This is a genomic window from Paenibacillus contaminans (assembly GCF_003285015.1).
In the GTDB taxonomy this organism is placed as follows: domain Bacteria; phylum Bacillota; class Bacilli; order Paenibacillales; family NBRC-103111; genus Paenibacillus_V; species Paenibacillus_V contaminans.
In genome coordinates, this window is sequence record NZ_QMFB01000005.1 from 154,119 (window position 1) to 176,021 (window position 21,903).

Sequence of the window (21,903 nt, forward strand, 5' to 3'; positions counted from 1 at the left end):
GGCACCGCAGGCTGTACCCAGCTTTGTCCGCAGCACAGAGATCGCATGCGCATGATGTGGCCGACCGACCGTCTTCATGCAGCGAAACGCCACGCGCCGGCAGCGATGCACGGTGCAAAAATAGGTGCCGCCGCTCAACCAAACGGTGTGTGCTCCTCGATCTTCAGGCCCCTCAACTAGCATATAAGGGAGACGGCGGCATCGCTCGTCGCTTGCATGCGCTGGAACCGACTGGAGTCCGATTCTGCACAATTGGAATCGAGTCCTTATTCCTTTCCTCGCCTCCAGTCCGAAAATGCCCGCTTGCAGCGGCTATTTGACTCGATACATCGCTAAATCCATTCTACAAGCGGGAAAATTCGGACTACAGCGTAGGAGGAACCTCGATTCCCTGCTCCAAGTGAGCGAAATCGGACTATAGCGTAAGGGGCCTTCGGTAGCGTTCAACCAAGAGGATATAAACAAAAAGAGGCTATCCCAGAAGGGTACGCTCAAACGAGCGAATCCCATAAATGATGTAAAAGAACCTTCAAAACCACTAGGTAAGTGGAAATGAAGGTTCTTTTGTTAAACGAAATCACATATGAAGTGGGGCCCGATAATTCCGAAAGCGAATTTTGGGACAGCCCCCTTACGTTTCAAGCAACTGCAGCTTTTTGGCGAGCACGACCGCTTGCCCGCGCCGTTTGACGCCCAATTTTCCGAAAATTCTGGACGTATGCGTCTTGACCGTCGTTTCCGCAATTCCGAACCGTTCCGCAATGTCTTTATTGGATAACCCTTCTGCGAGTGCGGCGACGATTTCAATTTCCCTCCTCGTCAGCGGCTCGATCAAGGGCGATTCCGCCGCTTCTGTCGCGGTAGTAGAGACGCGATGTTGTGCATGATCTGCCATATCCACCGTGTCTGCGATGTCCGCCGTATCCCTCGACTTTGCTGCTCCGGGTACCGCAGTCGCCGCAGCGGCTGCTTCGTCCTCCAGCATGTTGAAGTACATCAAACGTGTTGCGATGAGCTCAAGCATGCGGACGTCACGATCCGTAAATACATCGGGCACATGCCGGTTTTCCAAATACAGCGCGTAGAACGTTCGATCTCCCGGCACAACGATCGGCATACACAGTATGGAGCGGGGGCGATACATGTCCATGTAGCGGCCCTTCGCAAAATAACTGCGCGCCGCATCGTGAAGCAAAAGCGGCTCTCCGGTCGCGATCGTATGGCGCAAGACATGCTCCGCATACAAATCGGCGTCCTCTTCACCCTCGTGCTGTCCAAGTTTTGCTTCGATCTGGACGCCGCCGCTCCTGCAGGCAAGTACGTAACCCCGGTCTGCACCTGTTTGGCGAAGCGCCGCCTCAAGGAAGCTTTCCAGCCAATTGTCCTTCTTCGGCTTGCCGGAGCAAGCGATGATTTGCCGCAGAAGCGCGTCTCCGCTCTCCGCAGCTCCGTTTTCTCCAGAACCGGTCTGCTGCGGCTGCGGAATTCGAAAATTCGAGCGATCTTCCGTCCTCGCCTGCCCAAGCGCCGGAATGTCCAGCGGCGTGGATAGCAGATCAAATAGATCCGCATGCTCCGTCCTGATTTGTGCAGCTTTGGAGGTAATCCCCCAAGCGGAGTAAGCCGTGCAGGCATCCATCGCGGCGATCATCGCCCCTGCCCGGCTCAGCATCTCGCTCTCGCAGTATGACGCAATCCGTTCGCAAGCGATCCCTTCCATTAAGCCGTATGCTTCGGCTCTCGCCCGCTTCGCCGCCGCCGTATAGCCGCTCAGCGCGCCCATATCGTTCCCCTGGATCCGCGCCCATTCCGCTTGGACCAGCAAGCACGCGGAGGAACCGGAGCCGAGGTAGCCTTTCCTTTTTTTCATGCTTCGCAGCTGCTCCCGTACCGCGTTCCGTATCCGGCTGCGTTCCTCCGCATTCGCCTCCGGATACATAGCGGTTAACGTCAGTGTCTCAAACAGGCGCTGCTTCCAAACCCGCGCCACATCCAAAGCCAACTCGGTCTCCCTTGCCAGCTTCGCCCAATACAGCGCCTCCCGGTACTTCCCGGACAAATAAGCGACCTCAAGCTTGCAGAGGCAGCCATAGTTGTCCTCTCCTTCTTTGTGCGGGACGGGAATGGCAACAAAGCTGTCCTGCAAAGACGCGTCCTGAAGCGCCGCCAAATAACTGCCGGCAATGTGCACCAGCTCCAGCGTCTTGTCATTCGCATACTGCCTCATATGTTTATCGAAAAATTCCAATAGCCTGGATAAAGCATACAAGTCACGGTTGTGCGTAAGCAGACATGTAATCATGGCCAAATTGGCAAAAGTCACCTCACCTCGCTCCAGCCCGTCACGCAGCGCTTTCTCCAAATAAACGGATGCTTCGAAAGGATGCTCCAATTGCTTGGACAATCCTGTTGCGAAAGCGAGAATATGCTGTTGTCCGGACGCAGTCTCAACCGAAGCTTGGGCGGTTTGCATCTCGGCGTCGGGGACCGCTTGAACAAAGCGCGGTAGCTTCCTCTGCACCAACAATTCATAAACGCACAAAATTCCCGTCAGCGACTCCGTCCTTCCTTTTTGGATCGCATAACGAATAAATCGGGCATACAGGTCAACCATCGACTCGGCATTATAAAGAAGCAATGGGAAAAACAGCCGTTCCACGTGCTGACTTAGCGTCGCATACTCGGTATCATGAGAGGGCGGTAACTGATGCAGCTTCCCTCTCTTTCGCTTCAGGACGAGCTGGGTATGCATCACTTCCTTGATGACAGTCCATTTGGAGACGTCCTCGTGCAGCTTCCATCCATAAGCGGCCAAAGCCTCTTTTCCATACTGAATCGCTTTCTCATTCTCATCAAACGTATGAAATTGAATCAACGACGCCCACAGACGGGAACGCTCCGCCTGATCGAGCTGATTGGCATGCTGCTTCATGTCGAGCAGAAGCCGCTTCGCATCCGCAATGCTGCCGAGCATATACTCAGACCATGCCAGAACAAGCTTCAATTGGAAGCGCAAAGCCCCTGTAGCCATCTCGCTTTCATCTTGTACAAGCTGAAGCCCGGCTTTCGCGTATCGTTTTGCTTGTTCATATTGCCCATGCTCCATAGCGCTGCGTCCCGCACGCAAATTGTATTCAGCCAGCTGCATCCGCTCTTGCGCAAACATGTCAGCAACACCCAGATTCAAATGTTCGATCGCTTCCGCCATGGTACCGTCGTTCCATTCCAGCTGGCGCTGCAGCGCCCGTCCGATCTTCAGATGCCGCCACGCATTCCGATTTGAATCATAAGCATACGCCATCCGATGCAGCCGATCGTGCAAAAACATGTACAGGCTCTCATGCTCGCCATCGGTTCCGGCGCCATCCTCCCGGCATAAGATTCCTTCCGCCTCTGCATCGCAAAGCAAACGAGCTGTCGTTTCCAGAGTAAGCTCACAAGCCTCGGAAAGAACCGAGAGGCGAAAAGCCGGGCCAATCGCAGCTGCCATCGCCAACATTGTTTTCGTTTCATCGGGGAGGCCGGCGAAGCCGGTTTCCATCCAACCGTGACCTCCTTGCCCATCGCCCATATGCCGGATCACTTCCGCGTCCCAAACCCATCTTCGCTGCTTATCGTCAAAAGAAAGCTTGTCCGCTTTGGTCCAGCTTTCCAGCAAAACGCGAAGCGCACGCGGATTTCCGCCCGTCTGATGATAGACGGATCTCGCCAGCAGTCGAACCCGGGCCGAATCTTCATGCAGCGCATCGGCGACGTATTGCCTGACGTCCGTATAAGAGAGCGGATCTAGAGCTACCTGCTCCTCCGGATACGCCCGCAGCCGTTCCCGAAGCCATGGAATATCCGGTACGCGTACCCGCCTCCCGTCATCCCCGTCGCAGTACAAGTCCGTCCGGCAAGCTCCAATCAGGAACAGGCCGGGAATGGCATCCCCCGATGCAAGCGCGCGAATAACGGCAAGCGTGTCTTCGTCCGCCCATTCTAGATGATCAAGAACCAATACAAGCGGCGGTTTCGCTGCGGCAAAACAACCGAGCAGTTTCGGCAGCAGTTCGCCAAACCGCGCCCCGGTTTCCTTATCCGGAACAGCGTTCCCTTCCGCTTGGCTTGCGAACAGCGGCGCGGCTTCCGGCAGCATCGAAACAATGGTCTCCGCCTCTTGCCCGAATTCGGCATGCAATCGTTTTTTCAACCGCACGATCACATCGTCCGGCTCGCTCCAAAGCTCGCGGATCCAATGCCGCAGCGCTTGAAGAAACGGCTCAAACGGCTTTGCCGGATGAGAAGGATCGGCACTCCCTGCAAGCAAACGGCCGTCACGCGCCGCAATATCCGGCTGCAGCGATTGTATTAGGTACGTTTTGCCGCTTCCCTCATCTCCGCTAACCCACCGGAAGGCGAACAAACCGTTCGCGGCCTGTTCCAGACCGGCGGACAGGCGCTCAAGTTCCGCGCTGCGGCCGTACAAAGCGTCCGGAAGCCTCCCGGAACGGATTCGATCCATAACGCCGATTTCAAATGGAAGCAGCCGCCCATCGCTCTGAAGCACCCCGGCGCATCGTTTCAAGTCATCGAGCAATCCGTAAGCGCTCTGGTACCGGTCCTCCGGCGATTTGGCCAACAGCTTCAGCAGGATCGCTTCCAGCGTTCCTCCCCATTCCGGCCGAATGGCGGACAACGGGCGGGGCGTCATCCGGATGTGAGCGTTATCCCAGTCTTCATCGCCTTCAGGACGAAACGGCAGCAGGCCGGTCAGCAGCTCATACAAGATGACGCCCAGCACATACAGATCGCTGCGCCTGTCCGGCACGCGATTGAGCCGGCTCGTTTGCTCCGGTGAACGGTAAGCCGCATGCCAAGCTCCGTTCGCCGACAAATACGCCTTCTCTCCATCCCCTTGCACGATAATATGAGCCGGATGCAAGCCGCCAATGAACGTCGTCTGTTGATGCGCCTCGTAGACCATCTCCGTTAAGCGGATCGCAAGGCCGAGAAAATCCGCCGGCTCCATCGGCGATGCTGTTTGATATGCGTTCAACGTTTTATCGTTATGTATGATCATACACACCTATCTGAGTTGAATTCAAAACGATAGTCCAGAATGTTTAGAAAGTGCTTTAACGACAAAAACCTCGCCCGAAAAACCGCGTAAATACAGGGGTTAGGTGTCGCCAACTTGGCAGAAAACGGGGTTTCTAAACAGCCTGAAAAGTTCCACTTCGGTTATGTTCTTAGCCGCACTCTCTATAGTAAGTCTACTGAATACGACCGATCATTTCTGTGACGGCAGCTACGTTTTCGAAAAAACTATGAAGCTGCTCGAACTTCCTTGGGAGCCGCTCCAATAACTATCATAACGCATAGATCTCTCCGCCAAAACGGATATATGTGGTAACATTGGTATTATTGCTTTGCAAGAGCGGCAGATGGGACGCGAGTTTATTGAGTCCTTTTCGGTAAAGCGGCTCGCCGAAAATCGCAAAAGAGGAGCGATCCTATGAATGTAAATATGAAAGAAGTGATCGAGATTCTGGAGCGTACTCCGCGAACCTTGGAGTATTTTTTGGCCGGTTTATCCGACGGATGGCTGCAAGGCAATGAAGGCGAGGGAACCTGGAATGCTGCCGAAGTCATCGAGCACCTCATCGAGGGAGAGAAGACCAATTGGATACCCAGGCTGGAATTTATTCTACAGGAAGGTGACAGCAAGCCATTTCCCCCGTTTGACCGGTATTCTCACTTAACTGAACAGCAGGGAAGATCGACGGAGCAGCGGTTTCTTGAATTTAAAACGGTTAGGGAACAAAATATAGCCAAGCTCAGGAAGCTTATCGATCCTGACATGCATTTTGAATTGACAGGCTCTCATCCTGCGTTCGGCGAAGTGAAAGTAAGGGAATTGCTAGCAACGTGGGTCGTTCACGATTTGACGCACATCTCTCAAATCGTAAGGGTCATGGCCGAGAGGTACAGGGAGGACGTCGGGCCTTGGAAGGAATATTTAAGCATATTGAAAAAGAAGCAATAAATTGGATACCGGACTGAATCATTGAATCCAAACTAACCTTCATTAGAGATGCTCAAATCAAACCATATTTTGAGGTTCGGGCGCTAAGGGAATTGATTATGAAAGAGTTACGCACAATCGGGTTATTTGATGAGGCCGAGCGTTTGGAGGCTTGTTACGACCATTAGAGGCAACGTATGAAGCTGTCGTTTTATCGGTGTCATACGGATTTGATCCGCACCGAGCGACTCCCGGCGCATGGGCTCGGTCACTCGTCGGCTGTCGAACCTCGTTTTATATGAGCCTAATGAAGAAAACCTTACTGTTAATAAGGCTTTCCGCATTATCTCGCCAGTAAAATGTTCCTTTTCACTTGATAGTGAGGCAAACGAAACTATCAATTTCCTTTTCCTCACTAATAGTTGCGGTTGCCTCATTAACTCGCCAGAAACACGAATTTCAGTTAGAAAGAGTGAGGTTTGCCTTACTAATAGTAACTTTTGCCTCATTATGCATCCAGAAAGTAGGCTTTTTGTCGAGAAATAGGAGGCTTGCCTTACAAGCCAGCAGCCTTTTTCCCAATAGTACCTTGACCACTCGTGATCCAACTTGACTTGTCGTGAGAGAGCCAAGCCCTCAGTCAAACCCTGGTTTCGTATGCAGCGCAGTTGCGCTTGAATTTGATACGGTCACAGTACCGGCACTTCAGGACACGAGTCGTCGGAGGCATGGAGATTTCATCTGAGCTCTGATGCTTCGAATTGACATTTGTTTACCGATTTACTTGCACACGTAAACGGAACGATGTGGACAGATGGTATTGGAAGTAAGACAATTTTGTTTCTCTAGGGGATACGAATGATGTTTAATCGCTTTTATAAGCCAAAAAACAACGGTTACCTATGCTCCTGCTGCGGCAAGAGGCACCCTGATCTGCCAAGAAGCTACGGTTGCGATGCACCCTACCTTTGGTTTCAAGCCAAACCGGAAGAACGGGAAGCGAGGTTCCGCCTCGATTCCGATTTATGCGTGATGGACGGCGAGCACTTTTTCATCCGCGGTAATGTTGAAATTACAATAGTAGACGATACGCAGCCTTTTATTTGGGATGTTTGGGTGTCGCTAAGCAAAGCCAGCTTCGATAAGTCCGTATCCACCTGGACAAAGAAGGGGCGGGAGAATGAGCTGGAGCCGATGTTCGGCTGGCTTTCGACTGCATTGCCTTGTTATTCCGAATCGACATTAAGTTTGAAAACAATGGTGCATACCCGCGAGGTAGGAGTCCGGCCATTTATTGAAATCGAGCCTACGGAGCATCCTCTCGCCGTAGAGCAGCAAAACGGGATTTCGCTGAAAAGGGTACAAGAAATCGCAGAAATAATTAAACATTCAAAAAATTAATTTTGGCGCACATTATCGCTGAATGATTTCGAACTGCCCAGTCGACATTTCTTGCGAAGCTCAAGCGACATGCAGCCCAGCTCCTGATCGCATTTTCTCGCTTACCCCCTCTATCCGCCGGATTTCATGTGTATACTCCGCATACCTGCAATACATAAAGGGTTGTGGCAGGCCGCCTTCCGCGCAGCCTGTCACAACCCTTCCATATCACGCTTCGGCGACCGCCACCCAATGCCCCTTCTTCACTTCCACGAAGCTCGAGCGCTCCAAGCCGTACGGATCCGCCTTCGACGATTCCATGTGAGCGGTGAACGTCTTTCGCGATTCCACCTTCGGGTCGGGAACCGGGATCGCGGCAAGCAGCGACTTCGTGTACGCATGCTGAGGATTCTCGTACAGCTCCTCGCTTTCGGCCAGCTCCACGATTTTACCCTTGTACATAACCGCCACGCGGTCGCTGATATGCTTGACCATCGACAAATCGTGGGCGATGAACAAATAGGTGAGGCCCAGTCTCTGCTGCAGCTCCTCCAAAAGATTGACCACCTGCGACTGGATCGAGACATCCAGAGCCGACAAGGGCTCGTCGCAGACGATAAATTCCGGCTCGACGGCAAGCGTGCGGGCGATGCCGATCCGCTGGCGCTGGCCTCCCGAGAATTCATGCGGATACCGCATCGCATGCGTTGGGCTGAGCCCGACCATATCGAGCAGCTCCTCCACCCGCTTCTGCCGAGCCAGCTTCCCGCTGGTCATTCGGTGGACGTCCAGCGCTTCGCCGATAATGTCGACGATGCGAAGACGAGGGTTCAACGAGGCGTAAGGATCCTGGAAGATCATCTGCATGTACCGCCGCATCGTTTTCATTTCACCGCGATTGAGCCGGTTCAACGCGATTCCCTTGAAGAGCACTTCGCCCCCGGTCGGTTCGTTCAGGCGAAGAATCGCGCGTCCCGTCGTCGACTTCCCGCTCCCGGATTCGCCTACGACGCCAAGCGTCTCGCCCGCCCGGATATCGAAGCTGATGTCGTTGACCGCCTTGACGATCTGCCCCTTGCCTAGGTCGAAATACTGCTTCAGCGACCGGACCTGCAGCAGCGGACTTTCCTCAGCCGATCTTGCGATGCTCGGTACCGGCTTCTGCTTCTTCTTTTCGTCCAATCGGGGCAGCGCGTTAAGCAGTCTGATCGTATAAGGATGCTTCGGTGCGGAGAATATCTCCTCCGTCGTTCCGGTTTCGACGATCTCGCCTTCCTTCATGACCACGACGCGGTCGCACATACCAGCAACGACGCCCAGGTCGTGAGTAATGAGGATGATCGAGGTGCCGAGCTTCTGTTGAAGCTCTTTCATCTGGTGCAGAATCTGCGCTTGAATGGTCACATCCAGCGAAGTTGTCGGTTCGTCGGCGATCAGCAGCGAGGGGCGGCATGCAAGCGCAATGGCAATCATAACCCTCTGACGCATACCGCCGGAGAATTCATGGGGATACTGCATATATCGGGCTTCGCTATTCGGGATGCCGACCATCTTCAGCATCTCGATCGCTTCCCGGCGCGCTTCCGACTTGGAGAGCTTCCGGTGCTTGATCAGACTCTCCTCGATCTGCTTGCCGATCCGCATGGTCGGGTTGAGCGAGGACATCGGGTCCTGAAAAATCATCCCGATATCGCGTCCCCGGATCTCCTCCATTTCGAGATCAGTTTTGTAAGCCAGATTCTGGCCTTGAAACAAAACCTCTCCTCCCTTCACCATAGATGGGGGAGAAGGCATCAGACGCATGATCGTGCGCGCCGTGACGCTTTTGCCGCTGCCGGATTCTCCGACAATCCCTAACGTTTCGCCCTTGCGGACCTCGAAGCTCACGCCCCGAACAGCTTCGACTTCCTTATCGCGAGAAAAAAACGAGACGGATAACTGATTCACCTGCAATAACGTATCCATGTTGTCACCTGGCCGTCTATAATGATTTATTTTAAATTGCTATCTACCATGAGTCTTTCCAGCATGGTAAAATTGTATCACCAAATTTCAAATTTTTGAAATATTGTTTCATAAATTTCGTTTGGGGTGTTGACTTTCTTCGCCCCTCAAAATAAAATCTACTATATCAATCGGAATAATGCAAATTAAACACACTGATATAGAAAGGGGCTTACCAGCTTGACAGGGCATACGATCGTGACGGGTTCCCGTCTCGTTGACCGACTCGGGAACATCTACTCCAAAATGTTACAACATCCCGCTTATCGCTTCCTGCTGCTGCTCGCAGGGGCACCCGTGACCGTAATCGTCGGCCTCGTCTACCTGTATCGCCGCAAACGGAACGATCATCAGGAACTGCGGCAAAGCTTGGAACGCGAGCTCCTGGAGTCCGGCCGCTACAACCGGATTTTATCGGAAATGAAGGAACAGTTAACCCGAAAACATCAATTTTTCAACCAGCATGTGAGTCAGAAGCAGCTGGAGCATGAAGCGGAACGTTTAACCGCCGAGAAGTTCAAGGAAGAACTGCAGCTGCGGTTCGAAGCCAATCTGGAGCTGCACAACCAAACTCGTGTTACGTTGGCGGAGACGTTTCGAAAATTGATTGATTCCCCTGCGTTTCTCGCCGTGTCCTTCCTGCCGGGCATCCTGATGTACGCGCTGATGGGGATCTATAGCAACGCCTATCTGAAGTATATTTTGGAGCGGCTGGTCATGACGGTGTTCGTCATCTTTGGCGTCGCCTTTCTGGTCTTCACCATCCTGTATATATCGCCGCTGAACCCGGCCGCCAATATTCTCGGGGAAACCGCCACAGCCGAGCAGATCGCCGCATTCAATAAGCTGTACGGTCTGGATCAGCCTTATCTGGTTCAGCTCTGGGATACGCTGAAAGGTATCTTGACATTCGATCTTGGCAAGTCGTTTGCCGGCAATGAGGACGTTACGACAGCGATCGCCAATAAATTTCCCGTGACCATGACACTCACGGTTATATCCACGATCGTCGCGGTGCTCATCGCCCTGCCGATCGGCATTATTTCGGCGACGCGGCCGAATTCGTTTTTCGATTATACGTTCATGCTGATCGCTTTGCTCGGGTTGTCGATCCCTAATTTCTGGCAAGGCTTGATTTTCATTCTGAATTTCTCGATTAAGCTGCATTGGCTTCCCGCTACATATAATCCCCAGAACTGGCTGTCCATGATTATGCCGATCGTCGTTCTGGGTACAGGGCTTACTGCCGCAGTTGCGCGAATGACCCGTTCCTCCACGCTCGAGGTCATTCACGAGGATTATATTACGACCGCCAAAGCCAAGGGGTTATCCCGCAGGCACGTCCTGTGGAAGCACGCCGTAGGCAACGCGCTGATCCCTATCATTACGGTCATCGGACTTCAGTTCGGCGGGATGCTCGGAGGAGCGGCCGTTACCGAGAAGGTCTTTAACATCAATGGCATCGGGAGCTACATTGTAGACAAGCAGTTCATCCCGGACATTCCCGCAATAATGGGAGGCGTCGTGTACACCGCAATTGCAATTTCCATCGTCAATGTCGTGATCGATATTCTGTACGCGCTTTTCGATCCTAGAATCCGTTCAAAAATGAAACAATACTAGCAGGTGGCTGCCGTGAAAACAACTCAACTAAACAATCATGAAATCCGCTTCCGGCTGAGCTCTTGCCCGGAATATGGTCAAGCAAGCTTCTCCGGCATCGCTTCTCTCGGGATTGCGCTGGTGCTGGCGCTGAACAGCTACGACTTATCCGGCGCCGTCTTGAGGCCGGCCGTTCTGGCTGCGTGCATCGCGTATTTGGTTTTTGGGCTGCTGCAGCTGGCGGTAATGTCCCTTATTCGAAAGGACCTGCTTCGCAGCGGCGAGCTGCGTCGGTCCACCCGACGGTTAGGCTACGTGCTGCTGCTCAGCTTGCTGACGGCCAATATATTCGTCGGCAGTGCAGCATTCCAGCTGATCAAACGTAAGAAAAGCGCGGCTTACACCTTGGCCTTTTATACGCTGCTTACGACCTTGTTCGTATTCGCCGTCTCGGCATTAAACGTGTTCAAGCCTTACGTCGCCAATACGTTCCTGCAAGGAATGGCGCTGCTTTTGGCAGCGGCCGTGCTTCAGCTGATCGCTTTGGTGCTGGTGGCTCGCCGCGCTGACGATAAGCTCCTTCCTAAATGGATGTGGGCCGTAGCCGTCATCCTGCTGGTCACCTCCTTAACAGGCAATTTGTTCGCCTTGTTCCTCGGCATCCTGTTGATCGCCAAGCTGCGCGACAAAGGATATTCGTCAGGCTCAAAGCTTAGCGATGTCGTCGAACGCTTGTCCAGAAGCTCCACTTCGATGCTCGGCCTGTTTTTTATCGGATTCCTGATGTCCATAGCCGTATGCAGCTACCTAACGTTCGATTACGGAATGGCGATCGAAAACAATTACGGAGCGATTTTGCAGTCACCAAGCTTGGCTTACCCGCTCGGCACCGATAATTTCGGCCGCGACCTTTTTTCCCGGATCGTTTTCGGCGCGCGGATCTCGCTGTTCGTCGGCCTTTTGTCCACGTTGATTCCGGTCGTGATCGGGGGCATTCTGGGTGCGATTTCCGGCTATTACGGCCGGCAAACCGATAACATCATCATGCGGGCGCTCGACATCTTATTCGCGATCCCCGGCATCCTGCTGGCGATTGCGATCATCGCCGCATTCGGCGCCAGCACGGTTAACCTTATTCTGGCGCTTAGCGTCGGAGCGATTCCGACTTACGCCAGGACGATGAGGGCGAACGTTATGCTCGTCTCGACGCTCGAATACGTACAGGCAGCACGAGCGTTCGGCTCCGGCGATCTGGCGATTCTGTTCAAGCATATCGTTCCCAACTCCATCTCTCCTATGATCGTCAAATCGACATTAACCATCGGGGGCGCAGTAATTTCGACCAGCAGCTTAAGCTACCTCGGCCTCGGCGTCGAGCCGCATATCCCGGAGTGGGGCAACATTCTAAAGGTCGGCAGCGCGTATCTGGAGACGCATTCGTTTACGGCCATCTACCCGGGTCTGGCCATCATCGCGCTCGTTCTCTCCTTCAACTTCTTGGGAGACGGGCTCCGCGACGCGCTCGATCCGAAGCTGGATTAAGCCTTCGGTCTTTACCGGCAACATTTTCGGAATCCTCATTCATACTCCATCTACCTACTACGTTTCCAAACATGCGGGGGTGATGAATGAATGTGCGTTCATATAACAAATACTATTTTCATCAGGAGGGATTCACTTGAAAAAAAGGGGTAAATTACTCATCCCGGCCATCCTCAGCGTGTCGCTAATGATGAGCGGGTGCACTTTGGCAACCAAGGACAAGTCGAACTCGCCGGCGCCTTCGGGGCAGCCGGCCGTCGACAGCAATCCGGTAGATATCGAGCTTCTGGCTATGAGCTCCGGGGAGACCGACGTTAACATCGTCCGCGATCAACTGACGAAAAACGGCTTCAACGTTAAGCTGAACCTTCAGCCGGATTACGGTACATTCAAGGCGCAGCAGGACGCAGGCAATTACGACATCGCATTGTCGAGCTGGACCACCGTAACCGGCAACCCGGACTACGCCGTGCGTTCGCTGTTCAAAACGGGCGGAGACTACAGCATCCTGGCCGACTCGGAGATCGACGAATTGATCGAAAAAGCTTCGACGCAGACGCAAGAGCAGTTCACGGACACGTACAAACAGCTCGAGCAGAAGCTCGTATTCGACAAGGCGTATATCGCTCCTCTTTACATTTCGGTCAAATCGCAAGCATTCAATCAGGAAGTCCTGAACAAGGATTCCGTACGGCTCTCGAAATCCCGCTCTCTCCCATGGGAAGAACTGGACTTCAAGGATGCCGCGAAACGCGCGAAAGATCCGATTATCCTGCAATCGACGCTGCCGACCTTGACGTCGCTGGATCCGATCAAAGGAAACGACGGATCGATCAACATCATCAATACAAACATGTATGTAAGGCTGCTCAACCTGACGGACGACGACAAGCTGACGCCGGAAGGCTCCCTGTCGTATAACTTCGCCATTGCCGAAGGCAACACCGACTACTACTTCATCCTGCGGGACGACATCAATTTCGCCCAAATCAAGGATAAGCTGGCTGTCGATTCGGGCGAACGCGTAGGTGCGGACGACGTCATCTTCTCCCTGCTGCGTGCGAAGGACAAAAACTCGGTGCCGAACCACCGCACGTACACCTTGCATGAGCATATCAAAAACGCAGAGCTCGTAACGGATCCTTCCGTCCTGGAATCGATCAAGCAATCGGGCAGCTCCGAAACGGTTAAAGCCGGTCTGGAAAAAGGCCTTGGCGCCAAAATCTCCGGCCTGGTTTCCGATAAGAAGCAAGCAAACAGCAAAGAAGGCAAATACCAAGTCGTGAAATTGACGACGACCAACCCGTTCCCGCAGGTGCTGAATTACCTGGCTCACCAGTCGGCAGGTATCGTATCCAAGAAGCAAGTCGAGAGCATCAACACGTATGACGTCGCCAAATTCGACGTGAACAAAGACATCCCGTACGGCGACCAAAACACGGTAACCGAAGGCGCTAAATACAACAACACCCTGTTTACCAGCGGTCCGTACATTCTGTCGTACAAAAACGACTACGAAGCGGTCTTCCTCAAAAACCCGGCTTACATGACGGGCACGAAACACGAACCGAAGGTCAACAACATCAAAGTCCGCTTTATTAAAGACGCCGACAGCACGCTGTCCGCGCTGCGCAGCGGCGAGATTCACCTGTACTACGGCGTGTCGGAGACGAAGTTCGACATCGTTAAGGGCGACAGCAAGCTATCGCTGCAAACGATCCCGAGCAACGCCGTCTCGTACCTGCTGTTTAACACCAAAAACCGTGAAGTGGCGAAAAGCGCCGATCTGAGAAAAGCGGTGCTCTACTCCATCAATCAAGACGAGTTCCTCGCTTACTACAAAAACAATAAATTCAAAGCCGTATCGACAGTCAGCCCGATCGTCAAAACCGGCCTTGAGCTTAAAGCCGATGCCGGCAAAGCCAAGGAATTCCTGAACGCGTACAAAGCAAGCAAAAAATAAGGAATTCTAAAGAGAATCAAAAGAGACTGCCTCAACCGCCGCTAGGGCGTGTCTGATAACTCCGAGGGGAGCAGATTTTGCCGAATTTTTGTTCCATGCAAGGCGCGTTTGTGAAGGCGTACCGGGGGTACGTCAAGCAAACGGAACGAAGCAGGGGGCGAAAAGGCGGTGAAAGATGACCCTGAGTGGGTTTTCAGACACGCCCTAATGCGGCCGGGGCAGTCTCTTTGTTCACAAATACACGCACGCCATTAAAAGGAGCGATCATTCATGTCTTCTTCCGAGAACCGTCAAAGCAAGCTGTCCCAATGGGACGCCCTCATGCTGGAATCGTTAACCGCATACGGCTGGCCCAAGGAGGAGCTGCTCCGCCGCATCCATGCAGGCGAGCTGCCTCAGGACGAGAGCAAATTTCAGTTCGACTACAAGCAATTGACCGCATCTGCCGCAAACGATTCGGCCGCCTTCGAAGACGCCGTCTACAACGGCTACCAGATCAAGTTCAACACGCTGCGGGGCATCGCCAGCTGGATTCTCCTGGCCTTGGGCGAGGAGGCCGAGCTCGGTCTGGAGCCCGGACAAGAGTCGATCTCCGCCAAGCTCACCGCGGATGAGCGCAGCCGCTTGGCTTCGACGCTTTCGTACGGCTGGGTCATACACGGAGAGCACCAAGGACCGGCCGGCGAGAAGTCGGTCTACCGCATCGAGCCGTTGAACAGGCTTTAACTCGGCAAAAGTCTGCCGCACCGTTTGGCGAGAGTTGCGTATTCCCTTTGCAGCGCCGAGATACTCTCAGTCGGAGGCGGGCTTGCCATGTCTGGTATTTATTCGCCGGTTTGTCGACCGCCGGCCTTCTCCTTGGCCATATCCAGCAAATGCCGAGGCAGCGCGGTCAATTCCTCCGTGCTTGCCGTAATCTTTTTCCGTAGCCGCCGCTTGGGCATGAACCATGTCGGCGGATTCTTTTATTTCATGCGAGATTTCTGCGATTGAGGTCGTCACTTGCATGATGCTTTTCGTATATTCCGTCATCGCGTTCATCAAGCCTGCTAGGTGTTCCATTACGAAGGATATTTCTTCATCGCGCCGGCTTTTCCTTATTCCGCACGTTATCGCACGGTCTTCGGAAGCAAAGATCCGCTGAATATTTTACTTGTCGAATAAAGGAATTTCATGGCTTCGTGTGGAATAGTCCACATGAATCCCCCCTTCCAGATATTTGATATTTGTTCAGCAGCGAGGTGGACGAGATGCAATTTCGTTTCGGAATTAAATTGACGGTTACCATGATCGTTTTTGCTGTCGCTATTTCATTTGCCATTGCAACATCGGACCATCTAAGGTTAAGAGAACAAGCCATACATAACAAAACGGATCAAGTGCGTCAGTATGAACGAATGGCCAAATATGCGCTGGAAACGATTGAGAAAGCTTACCTGGTGTTCGGAGCAAATGTCGCGACGAAAATGCGCGAAAACTCTTTTTTTCTAATGAACATGTACGAACGCAATCCGAATTTCGACGAATGGGATTTCGCTTCGCTTAAACGAATGCTTTCCTTGGATATTTATATTATCAACAGCAGCAATGTCGTTACGCACAGCAGTATGGCGCGGGATGTCGGGATCAACTTCTCGGAATGCTGCAGGAAGCTCGCCCAGGTGCTGGAGGAGAAAAGAAATGCGGGCGAGTTTTTCCATGACGGCATTGACATCGAGCAAAAGTCCGGTGCCATCAAAAAATACAGCTACATGCCGACGCGCGACAAAAAGTTCACGATCGAGCTGGGCTATTCGCTTGAGGAAGGCGATATTTTCAATAAATTCAATTTCCTAAGCACGATTGACGAGCTTGTGCAAAACTCCCCTTCGATCAACGAGGTCAACGTATTGAACATCGGCGGCATCGCGTTCGGGGAATCCGAAGACGCTTCGGGCCGCAAGCTGACGGAGGAAAGAAGAGCCTATTTCGAGCGAACGCTCAACACGGGGCAAACGACCGAATTTACGGGGCAATGGCAAAATGAGCCGGCTATTTACCGCTATGTCCACTATGTTTCGGAATTCGACACGGGGACGACGCAAAACAAGGTTCTCGAAATCATCTATAACGACAAAGACTTGCAGTTGATTTTAAGCGGCAATAAAAAAACGTTCGCTTGGCAGCTCGTCGTCATTTTAGCGATTACGGTCGTCTTGTCTTTGCTTATATCCAGATGGGTGGCCAAGCCGATGTACCTCGCTTTCCACGATAGTCTGACGGGCTTGAAGAACAGGGCCGCCTTCGATGAGCTGCTGGTCTCGACCATAGCCAAAAACAAAGGGAATACCGCAATCCTGATGATCGATCTCGACAATTTTAAGCTGGTCAACGATCATTTGGGGCATGACATGGGCGACCAATTGTTAAAAAGCGCAGCTCACTGTATACGCTCGATCGCCCGCAAGGAGGATATCACGATCCGATTGGGCGGCGACGAATTTGTTCTCATTATGCCTTCCGCAAGCAAAATGCAGGCCGAGGATGCCGCAAGCAGGATCATCGAAGCGATCGTAACGTCTACCGCTCAAGAGTTCCAGCTGAAGGACGAGAAAGTAACGGTCAGCATCGGAATCTCGCTTTTCCCTGAGCATGGCGCCGATCCGGAAACCTTATGCAAGAAGGCGGATATCGCTTTATACGAATCGAAGGAAAGAGGCAAAAACCAATACCGGTTTTATCGCGAATCGAGCAAACAAGGGTAATCGTCCGTTACGCCCCGGTTTACCGGGAAGTCGAACGGATCGGCAGCATGTATACTTTTATGAGATTTTAAAAATTTCCTATAAAGCGCCGCCGTCACCTGTGATAGAATAGAAGAAAGCTCAAGTTGAACTCTTGCTTGAGTTTTTTTAAATATCAGCATTTATATGTTTCATGTTCCTTATGCCTGATATTTTATCGGTGAACACGCCTGACCTTATCTTAGGCTTACGAAGTCGCTTTCTTCGAAAGCGTTCGGGACGGCGAAACCGTTTATACTTGTTCGTTACACGCTCAACAGCATTCATATAACTCACAAGCACAACAGCTACGGAATGGAGACCCGTCTTGAAAACGTTTAAAAAGGTTTATATCGAAGTTACCAGCGTTTGCAATCTAGCATGCAGCTTCTGCCCGCAAACGGGACGGCAAGCGAAATTCATCCAGCTGGATGCATTCAACCGCGTACTGGACCAAATCAAGCCGCATACGAACCATATTTATCTGCACGTTAAAGGCGAGCCCCTGCTCCACCCGAAAATCGACGAGCTGCTCGACGCCAGCCATGCCAAGGGGTTCAAGGTCAACATAACGACGAACGGAACGCTGATTGTCAAAAACCGGCATAAGCTTCTGGGCAAGCCGGCGCTGCGCCAAATGAACTTCTCGCTCCATAGCTTCGACGGGCATGAGGGATCGGTCGACCGCGAAAACTATTTGGCCAACATTCTCGCCTTCGTCCGGGAAGCGGTCGAGCATAACGTCATCATTTCGTTCCGGCTGTGGAATCTGGATCAGGACAATGTGACGAACATGCAAAGAAATCGTAACCGCGAAACGCTCGAGGTTCTTGAGCAAGCCTTCAACCTGGACTTCAAGATCGAGGAAAAGGTAATGCCGGGCAGCGGGGTGAAAATTGCCAAAAACATCTATTTGAATCAGGAATACGAATTTCAGTGGCCTAGCCTGCAAGCGCCGGAGGACGACGGCAAAGGCTTCTGTCACGGGCTGCGCACGCAAGCCGGCGTTCTGGTCGACGGCACGGTCGTCCCTTGCTGCCTCGATGGCGAAGGAGTCATCAACTTGGGTAACGTTCATACGTCTTCTTTCTCGGAAATCGTAGAGAGCGAACGGGCGAACAATCTGTTTTACGGATTTTCGCGGAGAGAAGCCGTCGAGGAATTATGCAGAAAATGCGGATACAGACAGCGATTCGGCACATAGCCTGAATGAATGATCAAGCGTTCCGGCATGTAATCGTTTATCCGGTATCATGGAATCCGACAGGAGGTTCCCTTACTTGAGCAAGATAAAATACGCAGCGTTTGCCTCTGCGGCTGCAGCCGCTTTAATCGGCTTAGTCTTCGTCGCGATGAAGACGGATTGGCTTCCGGCAGGCAACAAATTGGGCGGACAGAGCACCGCTCAAGACGAGAGGCTGTCTCTTCATTTATTCATTAACGGACCGGCCGGCGCCGTGCTGCCGGATCGCAAGAACGATTTCGTCAGACAAGCGATCGAATCGAAATTTCACGTGGATTTGAAAGTAACGGCCATGGAGCCGGGGAACGAATACAATTCCAGGCTCGCTTCGCTGCTTGCCGCCAACGATCCGCCGGATGTGTGGCTCGGCATCAGCCCCGATGGAGGCGCTTCTTATGCGCTTGACAACGCGCTTGCGGATATGACGCTTTTCGTATCGCCGGCCACAATGCCGAATTATTTCAAGTATTGGATGAACGAAACGGAGCTTAAGCAATACCAGTTTCATAACAAGTTTTTTCGCGCGCCGATCCCTTATGACAAAAACTCGTACCGCGCTTATTACATTCGCCAAGATTGGCTCGACCGGCTCGGCTTGCCGATCCCGTCCACCTACGACGAATACTATCGCGTCCTGGAAGCGTTTACCAATGAAGACCCGGACGGCAACGGCAAAAACGATACTTACGGCTTCACCACCTCCGGCGGAGGAACGGCCATTTCCGCCGATTGGCCGGAATACGTGAAGAACGGCTTGCTGTTCCCTGCGTTCTACGACGGAAGCCGGCTTGTCGATATGCAGATGGATTTGCGCGTAGGCAGTGTAGCGGACGATATTTTGAAGGTTATGGACAAAGGACTTGTCGAACCCGACTGGTTTCTGAACAAGGGGCTCGATTACGTGGATAAAGCAGTACGCGGCAAAGCCGGAATCGTGCTTGGCAATACCGTCGATTTCGCCTTCGATTCCAACGCGAACAGCATACAAGCCAGAAGCAAGGCCATAGACCCTAAGGCCGAGTGGGTGCCGTTTAATCCGTTCGGCAATCAGCCGCTGAGGGCGGCGGTTACGCCGGAATATCCGTTCGTTTTCTCGAATAATGCCGCCGGGCTGAATCCCGAGAAGCTGAAGCGCATCGCCGCGATTCTCGACTGGCTGTGCGGGGAGGAAGGCTTTCTGCTGACCCATTATGGAGTCGAGGGCAAGCATTACAGCCGGAATGGCAGCGAGATCACGCTGAAGCCGCAAGTAATCGAAGAGGATATCGTCAATAAAGGCAATTTCCTCGCCATTTGGAGCTTTTTCACGCCGAATACTCCGCAGACGCTTGGTTTGAACGTGATCGATCCGAGAATGACGGAGCGCGACAAAACCATCTATCGCACGATTACCGGAATTCCCGTCTATGAAAGCGTGGGCACCACCTTGACCCCGCCGCTCGGCGTCAGTGCGGAAGCGATGCGCGCCAAGCAGAACGAGCTTCAGGTACAGATGCTGTTCAAGGACAAATCGGGGCAAAATTGGCCCGCCTACCGCAAAGACATTTTGGACAATTACAAAGGAAACGAGATTTTCAACCAGTATGAGGTCAAAATAAAAGCGGCCAAGGAAGGCAGGTAAAACGGGCGTCCGCCCCTCTCGCGGGCAATGCTTAGCTCGGCTGGTCCCATGGTCTCATGGAAATGGGTCTGGATATACAGCCGAAAATTCGTTATAGTAGTATACTATAGTAAACTTACCCTATCCCGCCGAAGCGTGTGGATGGGTTTTTCATTTGTTTGGAAGGAGTGAACGCATGAATAAGCAGCTAAGTGCCGCAGACCAGAAAAAGCTGCTGGTTGCCTTGAAAAAGATGGGCGAAGATTTTCAAGTTGGGCAGGACAAGGCGGAGGAAAAAAAATGGACCGATATCGAGGTGCCTCTTTCGCTCGCCGACGCTCTCGCGCGGTTGACGAAAACCGAGCTTTCCGCCATTCGCGTCAATTTGGATGTTAAAGGTGCCAGCGCACTCAACAAGAAAGAACTTAGCGCTTTATTGGCTCAGCATATTATTGAAGCGCTGCCCGCGCTTCTCTTGAGCTTCGACTTGACTCGCTATAACATACTAAAGCAGATTACCGCTTGCGGCGGTTTCGCAAACTTGCCTTTGGAACCGCGCCAAGTAAACTATTTTACCGAAAGAGGACTCCTTTTTCCCGGGAAATATAAGGAGCAAAACGTGCTTGTTTTGCCGGTCGAGGTTTTGAAAGCATTTGCCGCTTGCGACGATGCGTCCTGCGATGAAGCGGCCAGCCGCAACACGGAGCTTATCAGGCTCACTTTCGGGCTGCTTTACTACTACGGCACACTGAATATCGATCAGCTAGCCGAGCTGGCTGCTGCGCATACGGAAAAAGTTCCGAGTATCTTCGACTACCTGAACCTTATTAAAGACGCCGACCACTATTATAAATACAACATAAAGGGAGATTCCGCCGGCTACTCCCACGGCAAAGCCTCGAACGCGGAGAACGTCAAAAAAGAACAGGAAGCCAGAAAAGAGCTACCATTCTATCCGTTCACCAAGGAGCAGCTTCTGCTTGCAGGCGAGCCGGGATTCGTAGACCGAAATTCGGCCTATCAGGCTTTTGTCGATTTTATTGACGGCAACTATAAAATAAAGCGTGAAGAAGCGGACGAGCTTATCCAAGAATGCGTCTTCGCGGTGCAAAACGACCGGACGCCGAATCAGCTGTTTCAGTATTTGCAGGAGTTTCTGGAAATCGGCAGCCTCGAGATGACGAAGGCGTTCATGGAGCACATCGTTCAGCTGCACAATCATACAAGGCATTGGGCGCTCAAAGGCCATACGCCGAACGAGCTCTCTCCGGAGCCAAGCAAGGTGCTCGTACAAGCGCCTCCGGGCAATGGGAAGGTTATCGATTTCACCGCCAAGAAAAAAATCGGCCGCAACGACCCTTGCCCTTGCGGCAGCGGCAAAAAGTTCAAGAAGTGCTGCGCGAATTAGGAGCATTTCAACTGAGCTTTAGATACATGCATGCTCCGTGCCGCTGATGATCCTTGTTCTGGCGAGTCAATGAGGCAAACACAACTATTAGTGAGGCAAACAAAACTGTTTCTTACTAAAACACCGTGTTCGGACGAGTTAATGAGGCAAACACAACTATCAGTGAGGCAAACAAAACTGATAGTGGCGTTTGCCTCACTATTCGGTCGGAACGAGCGTTTTACAGGTGGAATAGTGAGGATAGCCTCATAAACAATAAGGTTTTATCCACTACGCGCTCAGTCCAGGCAAACAGTTACGATTTCCGTGTTTGCTTTCGTAACCGTGTTTTCAACCCTAGTTTTAGACTTGATCGCCAACTAACTGAGTGCAAACCTTATTCCATCCTATTT

Annotated in this window: 13 protein-coding genes; 10 read left to right on the forward strand and 3 right to left on the reverse strand. The window is 52.4% G+C overall.

Annotated elements, in window-relative coordinates; all coding sequences use genetic code 11:
• Nucleotides 1-631 precede the first annotated feature (631 nt).
• Nucleotides 632-5,062 carry an AAA family ATPase gene (locus DQG23_RS11185; RefSeq protein ID WP_113030924.1) on the reverse strand — a complete coding sequence of 1,477 codons (4,431 nt, stop codon included), beginning with the start codon at nt 5,060-5,062 and terminating at the stop codon, nt 632-634.
• A gap of 435 nt (nt 5,063-5,497) precedes the next feature.
• Between DQG23_RS11185 and DQG23_RS11190 the strand changes: the two genes are divergently transcribed.
• On the forward strand, nt 5,498-6,028 hold the full coding sequence (locus DQG23_RS11190; RefSeq protein ID WP_113030925.1) for a DinB family protein: 531 nt from the start codon (nt 5,498-5,500) through the stop codon (nt 6,026-6,028).
• A gap of 837 nt (nt 6,029-6,865) precedes the next feature.
• Nucleotides 6,866-7,408 (forward strand): DUF2199 domain-containing protein, encoded by a 543-nt coding sequence (locus tag DQG23_RS11195; RefSeq protein ID WP_238177843.1) that lies wholly within the window; start codon nt 6,866-6,868, stop codon nt 7,406-7,408.
• A gap of 207 nt (nt 7,409-7,615) precedes the next feature.
• Here the strand turns inward: DQG23_RS11195 and DQG23_RS11200 are convergent, their stop codons facing one another.
• A complete protein-coding gene (locus tag DQG23_RS11200) occupies nt 7,616-9,352 on the reverse strand; it encodes an ABC transporter ATP-binding protein (RefSeq protein WP_113030927.1) in 1,737 nt (578 codons plus the stop codon).
• Nucleotides 9,353-9,571: 219 nt separating this feature from the next.
• Between DQG23_RS11200 and DQG23_RS11205 the strand changes: the two genes are divergently transcribed.
• The 4 genes from DQG23_RS11205 to DQG23_RS11220 all read left to right on the forward strand — a co-directional run bounded on the left by DQG23_RS11205 (nt 9,572) and on the right by DQG23_RS11220 (nt 15,224).
• Nucleotides 9,572-11,014, forward strand: coding sequence for an ABC transporter permease (locus DQG23_RS11205; protein WP_420330224.1), 1,443 nt, complete (start codon nt 9,572-9,574; stop codon nt 11,012-11,014).
• Nucleotides 11,015-11,026: 12 nt separating this feature from the next.
• Entirely contained in the window at nt 11,027-12,535 is a 1,509-nt protein-coding gene (locus tag DQG23_RS11210) for an ABC transporter permease (RefSeq protein ID WP_113030928.1), read from the forward strand.
• 136 nt (nt 12,536-12,671) lie between these two features.
• A complete protein-coding gene (locus tag DQG23_RS11215) occupies nt 12,672-14,498 on the forward strand; it encodes an ABC transporter substrate-binding protein (protein WP_113030929.1) in 1,827 nt (608 codons plus the stop codon).
• Between the two features lie 270 nt (nt 14,499-14,768).
• Entirely contained in the window at nt 14,769-15,224 is a 456-nt protein-coding gene (locus DQG23_RS11220) for a hypothetical protein (RefSeq protein WP_113030930.1), read from the forward strand.
• Between the two features lie 66 nt (nt 15,225-15,290).
• Here DQG23_RS11220 and DQG23_RS11225 read toward each other — a convergent pair whose 3' ends face one another.
• Nucleotides 15,291-15,539 (reverse strand): hypothetical protein, encoded by a 249-nt coding sequence (locus tag DQG23_RS11225; RefSeq protein ID WP_146762290.1) that lies wholly within the window; start codon nt 15,537-15,539, stop codon nt 15,291-15,293.
• 209 nt (nt 15,540-15,748) lie between these two features.
• Here DQG23_RS11225 and DQG23_RS11230 point away from each other — a divergent pair, with 209 nt between their 5' ends.
• The 4 genes from DQG23_RS11230 (at nt 15,749) to DQG23_RS11245 (ending at nt 21,511) form a co-directional block, all read left to right on the forward strand.
• On the forward strand, nt 15,749-17,242 hold the full coding sequence (locus tag DQG23_RS11230) for a GGDEF domain-containing protein (protein ID WP_113030932.1): 1,494 nt from the start codon (nt 15,749-15,751) through the stop codon (nt 17,240-17,242).
• A gap of 346 nt (nt 17,243-17,588) precedes the next feature.
• Nucleotides 17,589-18,464, forward strand: a complete 876-nt coding sequence (locus tag DQG23_RS11235) for a radical SAM/SPASM domain-containing protein (RefSeq protein WP_113030933.1) — start codon at nt 17,589-17,591, stop codon at nt 18,462-18,464.
• Between the two features lie 76 nt (nt 18,465-18,540).
• Complete coding sequence (locus DQG23_RS11240) at nt 18,541-20,124, forward strand: type 2 periplasmic-binding domain-containing protein (RefSeq protein ID WP_113030934.1); 1,584 nt, start codon at nt 18,541-18,543, stop codon at nt 20,122-20,124.
• Nucleotides 20,125-20,299: 175 nt separating this feature from the next.
• The gene (locus tag DQG23_RS11245; protein ID WP_113030935.1) at nt 20,300-21,511 is read left to right on the forward strand and encodes a YecA family protein; all 1,212 of its coding nucleotides are present in this window, start codon (nt 20,300-20,302) and stop codon (nt 21,509-21,511) included.
• The last annotated feature ends 392 nt before the right edge of the window (nt 21,512-21,903 follow it).